This window comes from Pseudomonas moraviensis subsp. stanleyae, assembly GCF_036283065.1.
Taxonomy (GTDB): Bacteria; Pseudomonadota; Gammaproteobacteria; order Pseudomonadales; family Pseudomonadaceae; genus Aquipseudomonas; species Aquipseudomonas stanleyae.
In genome coordinates, this window is record NZ_JAADJI010000002.1 from 181,907 (window position 1) to 200,245 (window position 18,339).

Consider the following 18,339-nt stretch of genomic DNA (forward strand, 5'->3'; position numbering starts at 1 on the left):
TTTACACGAGGGCCTGCCAGCGAAAGCTGCGCAGGCCCCTGTGCGTTTGCGCCCCTAGGTATGCGAAATCAACAGATCACTGATGATGCAGATCGAGCCATCCTCGGGCGACGTGGCGTCGGTGTAGTCGATCTGGTTGTAGACCCCGCCGTGGAAATTGAACACCTGCGAGTTCCAGGTTGAGTCGAGCTGCAGATCACCTGAAGTGCCGACAACGCCGTTGTAGTCGACGGTGACTCGGGCCACACCTGCCGAGTTGGCGCGAATGGTCACCTTGAACTTCGCGCCCAGCGGCACGCCTTTGAGCACCGTGGTGTTGACCGGGGTGGTCTGGTTGAAGCTCTGACGGAAGCCCATGGTGATGTTGCCTTTCTGCCAGAACACCTTGATCACCGGGCCGTCGTCGTTTTTCACGTGCATCTGTGAGATGACGACCTTCTGTGCAGAGTTGACCTTGGTCACGGTCATTTCCTGATAGTTGAGGTGGTCAGCGGCACTGGCCAGCGACCAATAGAAGGATTCTTTCCATTCGCAGCGGGTGCGGCGGGTGCTTTTGCTGGAGGCGCCCTTGGTTGGCGCGGACAGTTGCAACGAGCCATCCGGCAGCACCGTGACGATACTGGGGAATTGCGCAATGGCTTCGGCGCCATTGAGCTCGAGTGCGACCGGATTGGTTGCCGAAACGGGCACCGGGGTGGAGAGGGTGAGATTGCTGATATTTACGGCCATGGTTGGTACTCCTGACGATAAAAATCATTGGCGCCAAGCCTCAGGTCATTCCTGATCCGCACATTTGCTGGCGCGGACTTTCACCACCTCTCGGGCTCAGCAGCATGGCGACGCAAGCGGCCGCCGCAAAAACACACAAGGCAACGATCACACCAGCAGCCTCCAGCACCGCGCCGAAAATCGGCGTGCCGGCAGTCTGACCAAGTGCCAATAGCAGAAACGGCATGCCCAGTCCCAGATCCGGGCGATCCGCAAACAGGCTGATGCCTTGCAGCAGATAAACTCCTGAAGAAACGATATAGGCCGCGCCAAACAGGCACATCGCTGCGAGGCCCGACCCGGCTGAAACAGAAGCGGCAGCGAGGCCCAACGTGCCGAGGGCGATCCCGGCCAGCGCCAGATGCTGCATGCGTGCGACACCGAAGCGGCCGGTGAGCACGCCGGTCATGCAGCCGCTGATCCCCGCCGCGCCCAACACGATCCAGGCCCATGCAATCGACTGATCGCTGAAACCGGCCTGGCTGCGCAGGATATCGGCACCGAATGTCCACACCGCTGTGCTCGCCAGGCCCATCAGGAACGCGCTGGCGCACAAGGCCAATACGCCGGGGCGATGCAGCATTGCCAAAGAGAAATCCTGCGAGAGGTCATGCGCAACCCGGCGCGGTAGCGCAAACCAGAGCCAGACCGTGACGCCGATGCCGATCAGGGCAAACAACGCATAGAGCTGCCGCCATTGCCCGGCCGCCAATATCGCCGCCAAGCCAGAAAAAACGATACCGACCGCCGTCCCGGCATTGATAAAGCCATTGGCACGTGGGCGATCCGCACCATCAAGACGCGCCGCCACCGCGCTCGCCAGCGGCGGCGAGGTCAACCCCGTGCTCAAACCCGCCAGCGCCACGCCGCAGCCCAACGCCAACCCCGACGAAGCGATGACTACCAGCCCCATCCCCAGCGTCGCGGCGGCGCCGGCCATCACCGTCAACCCGCGCGGACTGACCTTGCCGTTGCAGACAAACGTCGCAACGATGCCCACACAGTAAGCGGCAAACGCGCTGCCGCCGATCCAGCCGGCAGCGGACACGCTCAGCGCCAGATCCTCACGGATCTGCGGCAACAACAGCCCGTAAGCGAAGCGCGCGAGGCCATAGGACAAAGCCGTCAGCGCAAACGCTGCCGCGACCATATTGAGACTGCGTCGATGGAGACTCACGGTGAAATCGGATCGCTGGCAGGGAAGGTTTCCTCGACTGCCTGATCCAGTTTCGAATCACTGACATTGCGCTCATCGACTCCCAGGTTCTGCTCGCAATGGCAGGCAGAGGAGGGGCAGGGTTGGCCCTTCGGGTGCAGATCCGCGCAAGCCTGGCTGCAATAGCGTTTGCCGTCGCGCTCGCATGCAGCATCGGCGCTGCACTTGCAGGTGCAGCCCGGGCATGCGCAATCGGTGGTGGAAGGATCATTGGCCATGAGCGACCTCCGGGTTGTCTGTTAACCAAGTCGTTACCGATTCTGATACCCGTCATGCGCCTGCGTTTGATGGTTTTCGGCAGCGCCCGATGAGCGGTAGAGCGCTGGCAATACGGCGTTCAGCGACAAGGAAAGATTCAGCGCCAGAATCAGCACGATCGATACGCTGAACAAGCGCCGCGCCCAAGGCTTCGCGTTAGCCTCTGGCACAGGACGCAAGGCCAGATAAAACCAATACCCACCCAGCCCGAGCACTACCAGCGGATAGGAGACATTGACGTCGGCAACCCAGCCCAGAATCGCTGCGCTGAGCAGGAACGCGACCATGTAGAGGTTGATCTCGCGCCGGGCCTGGCTGAGCGACAAGGTTGGCAGCCCGGCGGCACGGAAGTCTTCGTGGCGCATGACGGTGATCGCGTGGGAGTGGGGCATCTGCCAGCAACAGAACACCACGATCAGCATCAGCGCCGTGGCGTCGAAACTGGCGGTCACCGCGCAGTACCCGACCACCGGCGGCATGGCCCCGGACAAGCTGCCGACCAAGGTGCCCCAATGCGAACGGCGTTTCATCAGGCAGGTATAAATGCCTGCATAAACGATCAGACCGACTGCCGCCATCGCACAAGCCAAGAGCGTGGTGCCAGCCCACAACAAAGCGAAGCCGAGCACGCCAAGCACCGCCGCGTAGCAGAATGCACTGGGCAACGACACGGCGCGAACGGCCAGCGCCCGGTGACAGGTGCGCACCATGCGTCGGTCGATATCACGGTCGACGCAGTTGTTGATCACGCAGCCGCAAGCGATGACCAGTGCGGTGCCGAGCAGGGCGGCCAACAGGTGCGCCAGGGAAACCGGACGCCCGCCGGCGGCAAGCAGATAGCCGCCGAATACCGAAGCCAGGTTGCCGATGATGATGCCGGGCTTGGTCAGTTCCAGCCCGACATTCAGCGACAGCCGCCAGTGCTTCAGTGCGCCAGCATGTTGTGGTGGATGCTGTCCATGATCCATAGCGAAAGCCCGACCAGCAGAAGAATGATCACCACCGAAAAGATCAGCGCTCTGAGGTTCCAGCGCTGTTCCTTGGCGGTGTCCAGATGCAGGAAGTATTTGAGGTGAGCGAAAACCTGCACCACGCCCAGCGCAACCACCACCCAGGCGGTGACGCTGCGCGGCAGGGTCGGGTACATGACCAGGCCAAAGGGAATCACCGTCAGGATCACCGAAATGATGAAGCCGACCATGTACGAACGACTGGTGCCATCGCTGGTGCCGGCACTGCTATGAATCGGGCTCTGGTTATACATGTCACACCACCCCCAACAGATAAACCACGGTAAACACGCAAATCCACACCACGTCGAGGAAGTGCCAGAACAGGCTCAGGCAACTCAGCCGCGTCGTGTTGGTGTTGGTCAGGCCTCGGCCGCTGATCTGCGCCATCAACACCGCCATCCACACCAGACCACTGAGCACGTGCGCGCCGTGGGTGCCGACCAGGGTGAAGAACGCGGTGAGGAAACCACTGCGATCCGGCCCGTAGCCTTCCTTGATCAGATGATGGAATTCATTGATCTCCATGGCGATGAAGCCGCAACCCAGCACGAAGGTGACGCCGAGCCAGCGCAGCACATGGGCTTTGTCATTGCGATTCATCGCCAGCATGGCGTAGCCGTAAGTGATGCTGCTGAGCAGCAGCAACGCGGTTTCAGCAAGGACGTAGGGCAGCTCGAAAATGTCCACGGTCGAAGGCCCGCCAGCGACACTGTCACGCAACACGGCATAGCCGGCGAACAGCGTGGCGAAGAGGATGCAGTCGGTCATCAGGTAGATCCAGAAGCCGAAAATGCGCATCGACCCCGCGTCTTCGTGGCCATGTTCATGGCTGTGCGCGATGTCTTTATCCAGAACGATGTTGGACATGTTCAAGCCTCCGCCAGATCTTTTAGACGCGCTTTTTCAATCCGCGCAACTTCCTGCGCCGGGACGAAATAGTCGATGTCTTCGTCGTAGCTGCGCACCACCATCGCCACCACCGAGGCGACCAGACCAAAGATCGCCAGCCACCAGATATGCCAGACCAGGGCGAAGCTGCAGATCAGCGCGAAGACACTGATCACCAGGCCGGCGGAGGTATTGCGCGGCATGTGAATGGCCCGATAGTCGGTGTGGCTGAGGGTGCTGACGCCGCGCTCCTTCATGCCCCAATAGGCGTCGAGGTCGTTGACTTTCGGTTGCTCGGCAAAGTTATAGAACGGTGGCGGCGAGGCCGTGGCCCATTCCAGCGTGCGACCGTCCCACGGGTCGCCAGTGAGGTCGCGGTACTTGGCGCGATTGCGGATGCTCACGTAGAGCTGCATCAACTGCGTCGCCACACCGCAGAGAATAATGCCGACGCCGACCAGCTCCAGCAGCAGCCACGGTTGCCAGGCCGGGTTGTCGAAATGGTTGAGGCGGCGGGTCATGCCCATGAAACCCAGCACGTAGGACGGCATGAATGCGAAGTAGAAGCCGATCAGCCAGCACCAGAACGAGATGCGCCCGAGGCGGTCGTTGAGGCGGAAACCGAAGGCTTTCGGGAACCAGTAGGTCAGCCCGGCCATGTAGCCGAACACTGCGCCACCGATGATCACGTTATGGAAGTGCGCAATCAGGAACAGGCTGTTGTGCAGCAGGAAGTCGGCACCGGGCACCGCCAGCAGCACGCCGGTCATGCCGCCGATGCTGAACGTGACGATAAAGCCCAGCGTCCACAGCATGGGCGTTTCGAAGCGCACGCGGCCGCGGTACATGGTGAACAGCCAGGTGAAGATTTTCACCCCGGTCGGCACCGCAATGATCATCGTCATGATGCCGAAGAACGCATTGACGTTCGCGCCGGCGCCCATGGTGAAGAAGTGGTGCAGCCAGACGATGAACGAGAGGATGGTGATCGCAATCGTCGCCCACACCAGCGAGACATAGCCGAACAGGCGCTTGCTGCTGAAGGTCGCAGCGATTTCCGAGAAGATCCCGAACGCCGGCAGAATCAGGATGTACACCTCCGGATGGCCCCAGGCCCAGATCAGGTTGACGTACATCATCGGGTTGCCGCCGGCCTCGTTGGTAAAGAAGTGCATGCCCAGATAACGATCGAGGGTCAGCATCAGCAAGGTCGCGGTGAGGATCGGGAACGCAGCAAGAATCAGGATCGAGGTGCACAGCGCGTTCCAGGTGAATACCGGCATCTTGAATAGGGTCATGCCTTCGGTGCGCATCTTCAGGATGGTCACGAAGAAGTTGACCCCGGTCAGTAACGTGCCTATGCCGGATATCTGTAATGACCAGATGTAGTAATCCACCCCGACGCCGGGGCTGTAGCCGAGTTCGGACAGCGGCGGGTAGGCGACCCAGCCGGTGCGGGCAAATTCACCGACGCCCAGGGAGATATTCACCAGCGCCGCACCCACCACGAACAGCCAGAAGCTCAGCGCATTGAGAAACGGATAGGCCACATCACGTGCGCCGATCTGCAACGGCACCACGATGTTCATCAGACCGACCACGAACGGCATGGCCATGAAGAAAATCATGATCACGCCGTGGGCGGTGAAGATCTGGTCATAGTGTTCCGGCGGCAGATAACCCGGCCCGCCACTGGATGCCATCGCCTGTTGGGTACGCATCATGATCGCGTCGGAGAAACCACGCAGGAGCATCACCAACGCGACGATGATGTACATGCAGCCGATTTTCTTGTGGTCGACCGAGGTGAACCACTCGCGCCAGATGTAACCCCATTTGCGTTTCCAGGTGATGGTGCCGACCAGGGCAAAACCCATCAGGCCGACCACGGCCAGGGTGTACATGACGATGGGTTCGTCGAAGGGCACCGCGTCCCATGAAAGTTTCCCGAACATGATTCAACGCTCCTCGGCCAGCAGACTCGGTTGTTGATTGACGCGCGCATCGTCGTCGTTCCGTTGCACCTGCGTTCCCTTCTTGCGCGGTGCCTTGTTCATCCCTTCGTACTTGTCGACGATGTCGAGAAACAGTCGCTCCTGCACAGCCGAGTAATAAGTGATCTTGTGCGCGACAGAGGGCTTGGCCAACTCGGCGTAACTGGCTTGATCAAGTTGCCCGGGCGCGGCTTTGACTTTGCTGACCCAGGCTTCGTAGTCGGCGCCACTGAGTGCCAGGGTGCTGAAGTGCATGTCGGAGAAACCGTGGCCGTTATAGTTGGCGGCGATGCCGCGATACTGGCCGATTTCGTTGGCGATCAAATGCAACTTGGTCTGCATGCCGGCCATGGCATATATCTGCCCGCCCAGTGCCGGAATAAAGAATGAAGTCATCGCCGCGTCGGAAGTTACCGTGAAGTTCACTGGCGTATTCACCGGAATCGCCAGTTCATTGACTGAAGCGATGCCCAGATCAGGGTAAATGAACAGCCATTTCCAGTCCGTCGCCACCACTTGCACCTTTACCGGTGGGACGTCCGAATCCAACGGTCGATACGGGTCCAGCGCATGGGTAGTTTCCCAGGTCACCCAGCCCAACACGCAGATGATCAGGAAGGGCACGCCCCAGACCACGGCTTCGATCTTGTGCGAACTGGCCCAGCGCGGTGAGTAGCGCGCCTTCTTGTTGGTGGCGCGGTAGCGGTAGGCGAAGAGGAAGGTCATGACGATGACCGGAATCACCACCAGCAGCATCAGACCGGTGGCGAGGATGATCAGGTCGCGCTCATCGCGGGCGACATCACCCTTGGGGTTGAACACCACCAGATTGCAACCAGCGAGCGCAACGCTGCCAGCGAGCCAGACCAGGCAATGGCTGATGATTCGCTTCATACATCCCCCTGTTGCTATATCGATCCCTGTTTGTTCGGGCAACACTTGGCCAAGGACAGAAATCACTGTTTCTGTACCGGCTTATTACCTTCGGCTGAATAACGAGTTGTACTTGTGCTCGCCTGGGCCTCGAACTTTTTGAATAGGCATTCGGGCGATGGTTTTACAGAATGTTTCACAAGCTGACGAACGGTTGAACGAGCGAAACGGCGCGCGGAGAAGGGCGGGCTATGCTGAAAATGCCTCTCGGCAAACCCCGAATAATCGGGCCAGAGGACGAGTCATTTGAAATGAGCGAGTTGAGTCCAGGAGTACGACATGTTCATGCGCGGTGAGACCTACAAGAAATGGAAGGCGATGGAAAAGGCGGACATATGCCAAATGAAGGAAGCCGAAAACGGCTGTCATATCGAGGTGTGTGCACGCGAGAACGATGATCGCGATGTTGAAGTATTCATCAGCGTCTACACCGCAACCGGTGAATGCGCCTATGAACGCATCAGAAAATGGCCCGGCGCGGAGTGGGAAGTCGAAGACGCGCTCAAGCGTGGTATCGATCAGGCAGAACGAATCGCCGGCGGCGAGTCCGGACGATTGACGTGTGCCGACGCGCACGGTCACGACAATGAATGACCGTGCGCAACGTTCAATTGGCCTGGCGCACGTCAACCAGCCCGCGCTGGTTGCATTGCCAGCGCCAGGCATCGGCGAGCATGCACGGCAGTGAACGGCTCGCCTGCCAGCGCAATTCCTCGAGGGCTTTTTGCGGGTCCGCCCAGCAGCGTGCGATGTCGCCCGGACGCCGCGCTTCAATGCGCAACGGGATCTTGATGCCGGTGACCTGTTCGAACGCGCTGACCACCTCCAACACCGAATAGCCGCGCCCGGTGCCCAGATTCCAGATGCTCATGCCATGGCGATCGCGCACCGCATCGAGTGCGCACACGTGCCCGAGCGCAAGATCAACCACGTGCAGGTAATCGCGAATGCCGGTGCCGTCCGGAGTCGGGTAGTCGTTGCCGAACACTGACAGCTGCGCCCGCTGCCCACTGGCAACTTCCAGCAAGTAAGGCAGCAAGTTGTTTGGCGTGCTGGTGGGCGCCTCGCCGAGCAGGCCGGAAGGATGCGCACCGATCGGATTGAAATAGCGCAGCAGGCCGATCGACCAGCGCGGGTCGGAACTGGCGACACTCTTCATGATGTTTTCCGACATCAGTTTCGACATGCCGTAGGGATTGGTCGGCTGGCCGGTGCCGCAGTTTTCGTTGATTGGCAAGGTGGCGCAGTCGCCATACACGGTGGCCGATGAGCTGAACAACAGGTGGAACACCCCGGCCTGGGCCATGGCCTGGCACAAGGTCAGGCTGCCGCCGACATTGGTGTCGAAATAGCGCAGGGGTTCACGCACGCTTTCACCCACCGCTTTCAACCCGGCGCAATGCACCACGGCATCGATCGGGTAATCGCGCAAAAGGTTATCGAGCAATCGTCGATTGCGCACATCGCCCTGAATGAACTCCGGCCGTTTTCCGGCCAGGGCACTGATGCGCTCGATCGCCGCGCGCTGGCTGTTGCACAAGTTATCGAGGATCAACACGTCCTCGCCGTTGCCCAGCCATTGCAGTGCGACGTGCGCACCAATGTATCCCGCACCACCGGTAATCAAGATCATGCGCCCGCCCTCACAAAGTGCTGCCATCGGCCGATGGCTCAGTGCATGGTTTCGAAGCGCCCGTGCGGCGGCAAAAACCATGTTGTCCTGGACGGTAGGGGATGGATCGTCTGGCGAGTTCAACTTCGTTTGCCAGCCGGTATGTGCAGTTCATCGGCTGCGCTCAAGGTTGGGCTGAACGACGCGAGAATGCCGCGATTCCAACCTTCAAGAGCCTTACGGCCTCATCGAGACATGCCCTGCACTTGCAGTGCCGACAAGTGAGACGGCCCGGTGGCTCGGCACTGTGTCGACTTGTTTTCCTTGATGAGGAATTGGCCATGAACCTTGCAGAACAACCCGAGGCGCTCGCACTGGCGAGCGCGCAGAATGCACTCGAAACATCCCTTCAGTTGCGGCCCACGCTGGTGTGTCTGTCGCATCTGCGTTGGGGCTTTGTCTATCAGCGGCCGCAGCACGTCATGTCGCGACTGGCGAAACACTACGACGTGGTGTTTTTCGAGGAACCGGTATTTGTCGAAGACGCCACGCCGCGACTCGAACTTTCGCATCCGGCCGCAGGTATAGAAGTCGCGGTGCCGCAGTTGCCGATCGGCATGAGCGGCGATGCGATTGAGCAGGCGCAGAGGCAATTGCTCGATGAGCATCTCGCCGGGCGCGTTCAGGGCGATCTGCTGCTGTGGTATCTCACGCCGATGAGTCTGCTGTTTACCGAGCACCTCGACGCTCGGGTCACCGTCTATGACTGCATGGATGAACTGTCGGCGTTCATGGGCGCCCCCGCGCAATTGCTCGACATGGAACGGCAACTGCTGGCCCGCGCCGACGTGGTGTTCACCGGCGGCGTCAGCCTGTGGGAGGTCAAGCAGCGCCAGCACGGCAATGCCTATCCGGTACCGAGCAGCGTCGACATCGCGCATTTCGCGGCGGCGCGGCAGGCACTGCCGGAACCGCCCGATCAAGCATCCATAGCGCGGCCACGCCTGGGCTTCTTTGGTGTGATCGACGAACGCTTCGATATCGAACTGATTGATCGCGTGGCGGCAATGCGTCCCGACTGGCAGATCGTGCTGATCGGGCCGGTGGTGAAGATCGACCCACAAACCCTGCCGCAACGGCCGAACCTTCATTATCTCGGCGGCAAGCAATATGCCGAGCTGCCGGACTACCTCGCTGGCTGGGACGTGGCGCTGATGCCGTTCGCTCTCAACGCCTCCACCCGCTATATCAGCCCGACCAAGACCCCGGAGTATCTGGCGGGCGGTTGCCCGGTGGTGTCGACGCCGATTCACGACGTGGTCAGCGGCTACGGCCAGAGTGGTGCGGTGTTCATTGCCGAGACTGCCGAGGCTTTTGTCGAGGCGATCGAAAAAGCTTTGCCACTCAAAGGCACCCTCGAATTTCTACAGTGCGCCGATGCCGCCATCGCCGGCATGTCGTGGGACAACACCAGTCGCTTCATGCAGGAGCAGATCGAATGCCTACGATAAGCCTTGAGGCGGCAAAGTCCTGCCAGTCCTACGACTACCTGATCGTCGGCGCCGGGTTTGCCGGCAGTGTCATCGCCGAGCGACTCGCCGAAGGCCTTGGGCGCCGAGTCCTGCTGATCGACCGGCGCCCGCACATCGCCGGCAATGCCTACGATCACTACGACGCCGCCGGGGTGCTGGTGCATCGTTATGGCCCGCACATCTTTCACACCAATGCCCAGCGCATTGTCGACTACCTGTCGCGCTTCACTGAATGGCGACCCTACGAGCATCGAGTCCTCGCCCAGGTCGACGGCCAACTGGTGCCGATTCCAATCAATCTGACCACGTTGAATACGCTCTACGGCTTGTCGATGTCCTCAGAGGAAGCCGAAGTGTTTCTCGCCGCACGCGCCGAACCGGTGGCGACCATTCGCACTTCTGAAGACGTCGTGGTCAATCAGATCGGTCGTGAACTCTACGAGAAATTCTTCCGTGGCTACACGCGCAAGCAATGGGGACTGGACCCATCGGCGCTGGATAAATCGGTGACTTCACGCATTCCGACGCGGACCAGCGAAGACGACCGCTATTTCGCCGACACCTTCCAGATCATGCCCACAGGCGGCTACACGCAAATGTTCGAACGCATGCTCGATCACCCGAACATCGATCTGTTGCTCAGCACCGATTTCAAGGCTGTGCGCGACGAGGTGAAGTACGAGCATCTGATCTACTGCGGCCCGGTCGACGAATACTTCGATTTCCAGTTGGGCCGCTTGCCGTACCGGTCCTTGCGTTTCGAGCACCAGACCCTCGAACAAGAGCACTATCAGCCGGTAGCGGTGGTGAATTATCCGCACCCGGACGTGCCGTACACGCGCATCACTGAATACAAACACCTGACCGGGCAAACGCACCCGTGCACCAGCATCACTTACGAATATCCGTGTGACGACGGCGACCCGTATTACCCGGTGCCGCGCGCGGAAAACGCTGAGCTGTACAAACGTTATCGCGCACTCTCCGAGCAGGTCCCGAACGTCACTTTTCTCGGGCGACTGGGCACCTACAAGTACTACAACATGGATCAGGTGGTGGGGCAGGCGCTGGCCCTGTATCGGGATATCCAAGCGGCGCAGGCACCCGCCACTGCCGCAACCGAGACCGATGCTTCATGACCGCGCAGCCGAAAGGCGACGAACCCGAGCCCGGCGCAGGCGCTCATTCGATCTTCAGCAGCTTCGTCATGGCCGGTTTCGAATGTTCCAGTCAGCGCCGCCAGGATGGTCGGCGCCTGGATCTGCTGGCCGACACCGGACATGCGCGCTGGATCGAAAAGGATTACCAGCGACTGAGCGGGTTGAACATTCGTTGCGCCCGCGACGGCTTGCGCTGGCACCTGATCGAACACAGCCCCGGTCGTTATGACTGGAGCAGCTTCGTGCCGATGCTCAAAGCCGCGCAAGCGCAGCAGGTGCAAGTGGTCTGGGACCTGTGCCATTACGGTTATCCGGATGACCTGGATTTCTGGCGCCCGGCGTTCGTCGAGCGTTTTGCCCGTTTCGCTGCTGCTGCGGCAAAGCTGATGACGGACGAGGGTGTCAGCGTGCCGTTCTACTCGCCGATCAACGAGATTTCCTTCTGGAGCTGGGCGGGGGGCGAAGTCGCGTATTTCAACCCGAACGCACGCGGGCGCGCGCAGGAACTCAAGCATCAACTGGTGCGGGCGAGCATCGCCGCGATCGAAGCGATTCGCCAACAGGCGCCGCATGCACGGTTCGTCCAGTGCGATCCGTTGATCCATGTGCTCGCCGGTTCCCGGCGCAGCGACGATATCGAAGCGGCCGAAGCCTATCGGCTGTCGCAATTTCAGGCGTGGGATCTGCTCACTGGCCGTGAATGGCCCGGTCTGGGCGGGCAGGAGCATTACCTGGATATCATCGGCGCAAATTTCTATGCGCATAACCAGTGGTATTACCACGGCCGGCGCATCCTTCGCGGCGAGCGCGATTTCCGTCCGTTGTCAGGCATGCTCAAGGAACTGCACCAGCGTTATCAGCGGCCAGTACTGATCGCTGAAACCGGTGCCGAAGATGAAGAACGCCTGCCGTGGCTGGCCTACATTGTCGAGCAGACGCTGCTGGCGCTCGAACGCGGTGTGCCGGTGCAGGGGATTTGCTGGTATCCGTTTCTCGATTATCCGGGTTGGGATAACGGCCGGTATTGCCCCACCGGTGTGTTTGGCTACCCCGATGGCGAGGGCGAGCGCGCGGCATTTCACCCGCTGCACGTCGAGCTGGCGCAGGTGCCCGAGCGGGTTGCCGCGTGTTTGCGCAGGGTAAATGGCGGGCACATTGAGGGGCGCGGGAGATGAACTTCCAGCAAATGCGCGATGAGCCCTTGCCGGCGTCAGCCGCTGCCTTCTTATGGCGCTACATCAGAATTCGCCCGGCGCACTTCATCGCCATGGTCGCACTGGTGATGGGCGCGGCGGGCTGTGCGGTAGTGGTGCAGTACGGCATGAAACTGCTGGTCGATGCCATGGCCGCCGGGTCGGCGGCGGAACAGGTGTGGCACGCGTTCGGCCTGTTCATGGCGTTGATCGTCATGGAAAACCTGCTGTGGCGCCTCGGCGGCTGGGTCGGTTGCCACACCATCGTCGGCAGTTGCGCCGATCTGCGCGTGGACCTGTTTCATCACCTGACCGGCCACCCAATGCGCTATTTCAAGCGGCACTTCTCCGGTTCGCTGGCCAATCGCGTCTCGGCCATCGGCGCTGCTGCCGACAAGGTCTATGGCGGGCTGACCTGGCGCATCGTGCCGCCGTGCGTGGATTTCATCGGTGCCGTGGCTTTGCTGTTGGCGGTACATGGGGCGATGGCACTGGCCCTGGTCGGCTGCGTGATCGTGGTCGCCGCGCTGATCACCGTGTTCGGCGTACGCGGCCGCAGCCGACACATCGCTTTCGCTTCGCAGTCGGCGCGGGTCGGTGGCGAGATTGTCGATCTGGTGTCCAATGTCTGGACGATCAAGGCGTTCTCCGGGCGTCAACGCGAGCGTCTGCGCCTGGAGCGCGAGATCGGCATCGAGGCCGATTCACACCGCAGCAGCTGGATGTACATGGAAAAGGCCCGGGTGCTGCACGACATCTGCCTCACCGTCATGGCTGGGGGCATGCTCGGCTGGGCGATTCTGCTCTGGCGAGCGGGACAGGTAACGGCGGGCGATGTGGTGATGGTCAGCGCGTTGACCTTCCGCATCCTGCACGGTTCGCGCGAACTGGCGCTGGCCCTGGTGGAAACCAGCCAGCAGATGGGCGTCATCAGCGAGACGCTGGGCATCGTCGCCCAGCCCCACGAACTCAGCGACACCGCGGAAGAACTGGCGCCGACCCGTGGTCATATCAAGATGCTCGACGTCAGTTACGCCTACCCGGACGGGCGCAAGGTCTTCGAGCATTTTTTCCTGGATATTCCGGCCGGGCAAAGCATCGGCATTGCCGGCACCTCGGGCTCGGGCAAATCGACCTTGCTCGGTTTGCTGCAACGGCTGGATGACGTGCGCAGCGGGGTAATCCTGATCGATGACCGCGACATTCGCTCGGTCAGTCAGGACAGCCTGCGTCGGCAGATCGCCGTAGTGCCGCAAGAGCCGACGCTGTTCAATCGCAGCATTCTGGAAAACATCGGCTACGGCCAGCCGTACGCCACCGAGCAGCAGATCATCGAAGCCGCGCGCCAGGCGTTTTGCGACGAATTCGTCCAGGCGCTGCCGCAGGGTTATCACACCCCGGTCGGTGAGCGCGGGGTGACCTTGTCCGGTGGCCAGCGCCAGCGTCTGGGGCTGGCGCGGGCGTTTTTGAAGGACGCCCCGATCCTGATTCTCGACGAGGCGACCTCGGCACTGGATTCCGATTCCGAAGCGATCATCCAGCGTGCATTGAGCAACCTGATGCGCGGCCGGACAGTCCTTGCGGTGGCGCACCGGCTCTCGACCATCGCCAACTTCGACCGGGTGCTGGTGCTGGAGGACGGCGAGATCGTCCAGGACGGCACGCCGCAGGAGTTGCGCGAAAGCCAGGGACGGTTCCGCACGCTGTGGCAGATGCAGGCGATGGTGCACAACCGTTGAGCGCGGGCCTATTGCGCTGAGCGGGTCCAGACCCTGACGTAATCGATGCGAAACACCGACGGCAGGTCAGCATCGTCGACCACGCCGAACCAGTCCCACATCGCTTCACTGTCGAAGACGATTTGCATGGGGAAGTGCCAATAGGTGTTCTTCGCCTCTCGCACCAGCACGCCGTCGACATACCAGCGCAACGTCTCGGGTTGCCAGTCAAAGCCGTAGACATGAAAGGTATTGGCCAGCCGCCACGGTGCAATCCATGTGCTGCCGGAACTCAGGTGTTGATCATTCTGCGGTCTGGCCCAGACATGCGCGTTCATGTTGTACCGATAGTCGAACGCTTGATTGCGGGTCTTGCCGCCGATTTCGAAAATGTCGATTTCCGTGGCGTTGTCCGGCAGCCCGGTCCAGGCCAGCCAGAACGCACTGGAACCGGCGGAATTCATCGGTTTCGCCCGGGCTTCGTAGTAGCCGTACATACCCCGTTCATTGGTGCGGACCATCGCCGAGCTGTAGTCCTTGTAGCCCAGCGCCACGTATTTTTCCGGGAGGGTCTGCTTGCGGAAAGTGATGTTCAGATTGCCGCTGCCGACCTTGGCGTTCTCGGGCAGAAACAGCGCCGGTTTGCGCCCGAGGGAATCAGTGCCGGTGGCGTTGTTGACGTGCCAGCGTTGGGCATCGAGCGTGCTGCCATTGAATTCATCGGACAACCGCGTATCGAGTTTCCAGCCGCCGACATTGGCCTGATCCGACAACGGCAGATCGGCGGTAACGTGCGTCGGGGTCGGGCCCAACGGGCCAACGCGGGTCCACGCATCGGCCTGCTGCGGAACCACCACCGCCCATTTTTGCGCCAGGTAGTCGAACACGCTACGGCGTTCGTCCTGGTTGCTGAATGGGCGGTCATACACCAGCACTTCGGCGATGTCGCCACGGAGGATTTCCGAGGTGCCGACCACATTGCGCGCCACCGCGAACGGGCCGATCGGCACGTCACTGGTTTCCAGCAGCGCCAGCGCCGGTTCGTAGGCGCTGGTCTGCTGCACGCTGATGCCGAAATTCGGCGCGACGTTATCGTTGTCCGCCAGTTGCGGGCGGGAGCTGAACAGGCGCTGCCAGGCTTTGCCGCCGGCCTGCTCGGGCAAGCGCCGCGAGACGACGAACACTGTCACCGGGCCCCTGGTGGTACGAATCGCCTGGCCCATGAACGCCGCCGTGCCGCTGAAACGCACCACGCCGTGGCCGTTGAGCGCGTTGTCGACCCGCGTCGGCAAAATCGTCGCCGCGCGATTGTCGACGGTGACGTCATTGCCCTTGCCGGACTTGTCCAGCCAGCGCACGACCTGGTTTTGCCCCTCCAGTGTCATCGAGGCCGGATCATTGCCGTCCAGCCACAACACCAGTCCTTCAGTGACCGGTCCTGGAATATTGGCGCTGACGCCAGCGCTCAGCAGCAGCAAGACAAACAGTAAATATCGTGATCTGTTCATGAGTCGTCCCTAACGTGAGTTGGCGGCGTTGTTACGTGCCCACCGCCAGCAGCGGCGCCGGTTGTGGTCGGTAGCCCCATGGGTTACTGGTCTGCCAGCGCCAGCTGTCGATGAGCATTTGCGGCAGCTCGCGTTGCGCGCGCCAGCCTAGCTCGCGCCCGGCCTTGCTCGCATCGGCGCGGCATTCGGCGATATCCCCAGCGCGACGCGGGGCGAAGCGGTACGCAATGCGCAGCCCAGTGACGTCTTCGAAGGCGCTGATGATCTGCAACACGCTGTAGCCGGTGCCAGTGCCGAGGTTCCATACGTGCAGGCCATGCTCGTTGCCTTGCAAAACATCCAGCGCCTTCAGATGACCTTCGGCCAGATCCAGCACATGGATGTAATCGCGAATACAGGTACCGTCGACGGTCGGATAGTCGTTGCCGTAAACGGTCAACGCCGCGCGCTGGCCGCTGGCAACCTCGGTCAGGCACGGCAGCAGATTGTTCGGCCGGCCGTTGGGCGCCTCGCCGATCAATCCACTGTCGTGCGCGCCGATCGGGTTGAAGTAGCGCAGCACCGCGATGTTCCAGCGTGAATCGGCGAGGGCGAGGTCGCTGAGCAATTCTTCGATCATCAACTTCGAGCGCCCGTAAGGGTTGGCCGGCTTGCCGGTGCCGTGGGCTTCGATGATCGGCATTACCGCAGGCTCGCCGTACACCGTCGCCGAGGAGCTGAACACCAGATTGAACACGTGGGCGCGGGCCATCGCCTGACACAGGTTCAGCGTGCCGACGACATTGTTGGCGTAGTAATCCAGCGGCCTGCGCACGCTTTGCGCAACGGCTTTGAGCCCGGCGAAATGCAGCACTGCGTCAATCGCGTAGGTGCTGAAAATCTCTTCCAGCAGCGCCGGGTCGCGGATATCGCCTTCGATGAAATCGATGTGCGAATGACTCAACAGCTCGAGCCGTGCGATGGCCTCGCGGCTGCTGTTGCACAGGTTGTCGAGAATCAGGACCGAGCGGCCCGACTCGATCAGTTGCAATGCCGTGTGCGAACCGATGTAGCCGGCACCGCCCGTGATCAACGTGGTTTTGCGCATGACGACGTGCTCCATTGCGAGGAAATCCGGCTCAGCGGGCGGTGAACACCAACTTGAATTCTTGCGGCCAGCGCGGGTGCAGCAGGCTGTAGGCCAAGGCGTAGGTCAGCGTGCCGATGGCAATGTCGCCGGCCAGGTGCGCGTAGCCGGGCAGGCCGGTCTGCGGCGACAGCCACAGCACCACGCCGACCATCACGCCAGAGCCAGACAGGCTGCGGTAGCTGGACTGGAAGAAGCTGCGCCAGTCATAACCGATCGCGGCGTGCAGGCCGCGTACCTGCAACGGCGTGATCAGCAGCATGCGCAGCAGCAATGCCAGCGCCGCGGCCATGCCGGCGTAGCTCGCGCCGAGCAGATAGACCAGCGCCAGCGCGAGCAGGGTGGTGGCGACTTCGGCCTTGAGCGTCAGGTGCGTGCGATTGACCGCCACCAGCGCGGTGGTCGCATACAGCGCCAGATTACCCAGCGCCGCCGTGCAGGCCAGCACTTGCAGCAGCGGAATGGCGTCGGCCCATTTCGCACCGAAGATCAGCAGGATGATGTCTTCGGCGGTCAGGGCGATGCCGAAAAACAGCGGTGTCAGCACGAAGCCGCTGATCGCCGTCGAATCACCGATCACGCCGATCAGTCGCGCCGGTTCGGCACTGCGCCGGGCGAACACCGGCAGGGCGTAACTCATCAATCCGTTGTAGATCGCCGAGCGCGGCAGGTCGATGATGCGCATGGCCAGGTTGAACATGCCCACCGCATGCGCCCCGGCAGTCAGGCCGAGAATCAGGTTGACGCCGCGTTGCAGGGTTTGCGAACTCATGACGTTGACGCAAACGGGCAGACCGGCGCGCAGCAGGTCGCCCAGCACCTGACGGTCGATCAGAAAAGGAATGCGCCGACGCTCGCTGCGCATCAGCACCAGTGTGGAAATACCGTCCATGATCAGCGCCTGCGCGACCACCGCCCACGGGCCGAAACCCAACAGCGCCACGGCCACGCCGCCGACACCGCCAGCGACTTTGCCGAGCAGGGTGCGCGAGGCCAGCAGTTTGAAGTTGCCGCTGCGGCGCATCTGTGCCACATACACCCGGGCCATCAGGGTGAAGAGGATTTTCACCGAGGCCACCGAGGTCATCCAGCGCAGCGCAGTGGATGGCGTATAGAGCACCACCGCCAGCGAAATCAGCGCAATCGACAACAGACTGACCAGCACGGAAAACCAGAACACGCTGCTGATGTGTTTGTCCTCGACACGTTGCAGGCGCACCAGCGGGTCTTCGAGCATCGACGAAAACACAATGCCGACCACTTCGACCACGGCGATGATCAGCGTGCCGATGCCCAGCTCCGTCGGCGTCAGCAGATGCGCGTAGACGACAAAGGTAATCATCGACAGGAAAATCAGGCCGAACTTCTCGGTGAAAATCCATACGAGGGTCATCAGGCGGCGGTTGGCCATGGCGCGATC

17 protein-coding genes are annotated in these 18,339 nt (G+C 61.3%); 5 read left to right on the top strand and 12 right to left on the bottom strand.

All coding sequences use genetic code 11. From position 1 onward, the window contains the following. Positions 1–54: 54 nt before the first annotated feature. From GXB78_RS03330 to cyoA, 8 genes are read right to left on the bottom strand one after another with little or no spacing between them, the layout of a single operon-like run. Complete coding sequence (locus GXB78_RS03330) at positions 55–729, bottom strand: polysaccharide lyase family 7 protein (RefSeq protein WP_329514193.1); 675 nt, start codon at positions 727–729, stop codon at positions 55–57. Between the two features lie 40 nt (positions 730–769). After that, positions 770–1,945, bottom strand: a complete 1,176-nt coding sequence (locus GXB78_RS03335) for an MFS transporter (protein WP_329514194.1) — start codon at positions 1,943–1,945, stop codon at positions 770–772. Next, a complete protein-coding gene (locus GXB78_RS03340) occupies positions 1,942–2,202 on the bottom strand; it encodes a metallothionein (protein ID WP_329514196.1) in 261 nt (86 codons plus the stop codon). Before GXB78_RS03340 ends, GXB78_RS03335 begins: the two co-directional genes overlap by 4 nt. 33 nt (positions 2,203–2,235) lie before the next feature. Continuing rightward, positions 2,236–3,210, bottom strand: coding sequence for a heme o synthase (gene cyoE, locus GXB78_RS03345; protein ID WP_329514198.1), 975 nt, complete (start codon positions 3,208–3,210; stop codon positions 2,236–2,238). Further along, positions 3,168–3,506 (bottom strand): cytochrome o ubiquinol oxidase subunit IV, encoded by a 339-nt coding sequence (gene cyoD, locus GXB78_RS03350; protein ID WP_329514200.1) that lies wholly within the window; start codon positions 3,504–3,506, stop codon positions 3,168–3,170. The genes cyoE and cyoD overlap by 43 nt, the downstream gene beginning before the upstream one ends. Position 3,507: 1 nt before the next feature. Next, positions 3,508–4,122, bottom strand: coding sequence for a cytochrome o ubiquinol oxidase subunit III (locus GXB78_RS03355; protein WP_329514202.1), 615 nt, complete (start codon positions 4,120–4,122; stop codon positions 3,508–3,510). A 2-nt stretch (positions 4,123–4,124) separates the two neighbouring features. Continuing rightward, positions 4,125–6,098 carry a cytochrome o ubiquinol oxidase subunit I gene (gene cyoB / locus GXB78_RS03360; protein ID WP_329514204.1) on the bottom strand — a complete coding sequence of 658 codons (1,974 nt, stop codon included), beginning with the start codon at positions 6,096–6,098 and terminating at the stop codon, positions 4,125–4,127. Between the two features lie 3 nt (positions 6,099–6,101). Further along, positions 6,102–7,031 (bottom strand): ubiquinol oxidase subunit II, encoded by a 930-nt coding sequence (gene cyoA / locus GXB78_RS03365; RefSeq protein WP_329514206.1) that lies wholly within the window; start codon positions 7,029–7,031, stop codon positions 6,102–6,104. A 318-nt stretch (positions 7,032–7,349) separates the two neighbouring features. On the opposite strand from cyoA, the gene GXB78_RS03370 reads away from it, so the two are divergent. After that, positions 7,350–7,664, top strand: coding sequence for a hypothetical protein (locus GXB78_RS03370; protein ID WP_329514208.1), 315 nt, complete (start codon positions 7,350–7,352; stop codon positions 7,662–7,664). Positions 7,665–7,677: 13 nt separating this feature from the next. Here GXB78_RS03370 and galE (GXB78_RS03375) read toward each other — a convergent pair whose 3' ends face one another. Continuing rightward, positions 7,678–8,703 carry a UDP-glucose 4-epimerase GalE gene (gene galE / locus GXB78_RS03375; RefSeq protein WP_329514210.1) on the bottom strand — a complete coding sequence of 342 codons (1,026 nt, stop codon included), beginning with the start codon at positions 8,701–8,703 and terminating at the stop codon, positions 7,678–7,680. Between the two features lie 320 nt (positions 8,704–9,023). Here galE (GXB78_RS03375) and GXB78_RS03380 point away from each other — a divergent pair, with 320 nt between their 5' ends. Genes GXB78_RS03380 through GXB78_RS03395 form a run of 4 tightly spaced genes read left to right on the top strand, consistent with a single transcriptional unit; the run spans position 9,024 to position 14,306 of the window. Further along, a complete protein-coding gene (locus GXB78_RS03380; RefSeq protein WP_329514212.1) occupies positions 9,024–10,193 on the top strand; it encodes a glycosyltransferase family 1 protein in 1,170 nt (389 codons plus the stop codon). Further along, positions 10,181–11,353 (top strand): UDP-galactopyranose mutase, encoded by a 1,173-nt coding sequence (gene glf, locus GXB78_RS03385; protein WP_329514214.1) that lies wholly within the window; start codon positions 10,181–10,183, stop codon positions 11,351–11,353. Before GXB78_RS03380 ends, glf begins: the two co-directional genes overlap by 13 nt. Beyond that, positions 11,350–12,549 carry a glycoside hydrolase family 1 protein gene (locus GXB78_RS03390; protein ID WP_329514216.1) on the top strand — a complete coding sequence of 400 codons (1,200 nt, stop codon included), beginning with the start codon at positions 11,350–11,352 and terminating at the stop codon, positions 12,547–12,549. The genes glf and GXB78_RS03390 overlap by 4 nt, the downstream gene beginning before the upstream one ends. Further along, positions 12,546–14,306, top strand: a complete 1,761-nt coding sequence (locus tag GXB78_RS03395; RefSeq protein WP_329514218.1) for an ABC transporter ATP-binding protein — start codon at positions 12,546–12,548, stop codon at positions 14,304–14,306. The genes GXB78_RS03390 and GXB78_RS03395 overlap by 4 nt, the downstream gene beginning before the upstream one ends. An 8-nt stretch (positions 14,307–14,314) precedes the next feature. Here the strand turns inward: GXB78_RS03395 and GXB78_RS03400 are convergent, their stop codons facing one another. The 3 genes from GXB78_RS03400 to GXB78_RS03410 are packed head-to-tail and all read right to left on the bottom strand — an operon-like array spanning position 14,315 to position 18,330. Further along, positions 14,315–15,793, bottom strand: a complete 1,479-nt coding sequence (locus tag GXB78_RS03400) for a family 16 glycosylhydrolase (RefSeq protein ID WP_329514221.1) — start codon at positions 15,791–15,793, stop codon at positions 14,315–14,317. A gap of 31 nt (positions 15,794–15,824) precedes the next feature. Then, positions 15,825–16,880: a UDP-glucose 4-epimerase GalE gene (gene galE, locus GXB78_RS03405; RefSeq protein WP_329514223.1), complete on the bottom strand. Its 1,056-nt coding sequence runs from the start codon at positions 16,878–16,880 to the stop codon at positions 15,825–15,827. Positions 16,881–16,911: 31 nt separating this feature from the next. Then, positions 16,912–18,330 (bottom strand): oligosaccharide flippase family protein, encoded by a 1,419-nt coding sequence (locus GXB78_RS03410; RefSeq protein WP_329514225.1) that lies wholly within the window; start codon positions 18,328–18,330, stop codon positions 16,912–16,914. Positions 18,331–18,339 lie beyond the last annotated feature (9 nt).

Coding starts and splice junctions, on each gene's coding strand:
- galE (WP_329514223.1), bottom strand. CDS start 16,880: ATGCGCAAAACCACGTTGATCACGGGCGGTGCCGGCTACATCGGTTCG.
- cyoE (WP_329514198.1), bottom strand. CDS start 3,210: ATGGATCATGGACAGCATCCACCACAACATGCTGGCGCACTGAAGCAC.
- galE (WP_329514210.1), bottom strand. CDS start 8,703: ATGATCTTGATTACCGGTGGTGCGGGATACATTGGTGCGCACGTCGCA.
- GXB78_RS03370 (WP_329514208.1), top strand. CDS start 7,350: ATGTTCATGCGCGGTGAGACCTACAAGAAATGGAAGGCGATGGAAAAG.
- cyoA (WP_329514206.1), bottom strand. CDS start 7,031: ATGAAGCGAATCATCAGCCATTGCCTGGTCTGGCTCGCTGGCAGCGTT.
- GXB78_RS03395 (WP_329514218.1), top strand. CDS start 12,546: ATGAACTTCCAGCAAATGCGCGATGAGCCCTTGCCGGCGTCAGCCGCT.
- GXB78_RS03390 (WP_329514216.1), top strand. CDS start 11,350: ATGACCGCGCAGCCGAAAGGCGACGAACCCGAGCCCGGCGCAGGCGCT.
- GXB78_RS03340 (WP_329514196.1), bottom strand. CDS start 2,202: ATGGCCAATGATCCTTCCACCACCGATTGCGCATGCCCGGGCTGCACC.
- GXB78_RS03380 (WP_329514212.1), top strand. CDS start 9,024: ATGAACCTTGCAGAACAACCCGAGGCGCTCGCACTGGCGAGCGCGCAG.
- cyoB (WP_329514204.1), bottom strand. CDS start 6,098: ATGTTCGGGAAACTTTCATGGGACGCGGTGCCCTTCGACGAACCCATC.
- GXB78_RS03410 (WP_329514225.1), bottom strand. CDS start 18,330: ATGGCCAACCGCCGCCTGATGACCCTCGTATGGATTTTCACCGAGAAG.
- glf (WP_329514214.1), top strand. CDS start 10,181: ATGCCTACGATAAGCCTTGAGGCGGCAAAGTCCTGCCAGTCCTACGAC.
- GXB78_RS03330 (WP_329514193.1), bottom strand. CDS start 729: ATGGCCGTAAATATCAGCAATCTCACCCTCTCCACCCCGGTGCCCGTT.
- GXB78_RS03355 (WP_329514202.1), bottom strand. CDS start 4,122: ATGTCCAACATCGTTCTGGATAAAGACATCGCGCACAGCCATGAACAT.
- cyoD (WP_329514200.1), bottom strand. CDS start 3,506: ATGTATAACCAGAGCCCGATTCATAGCAGTGCCGGCACCAGCGATGGC.
- GXB78_RS03400 (WP_329514221.1), bottom strand. CDS start 15,793: ATGAACAGATCACGATATTTACTGTTTGTCTTGCTGCTGCTGAGCGCT.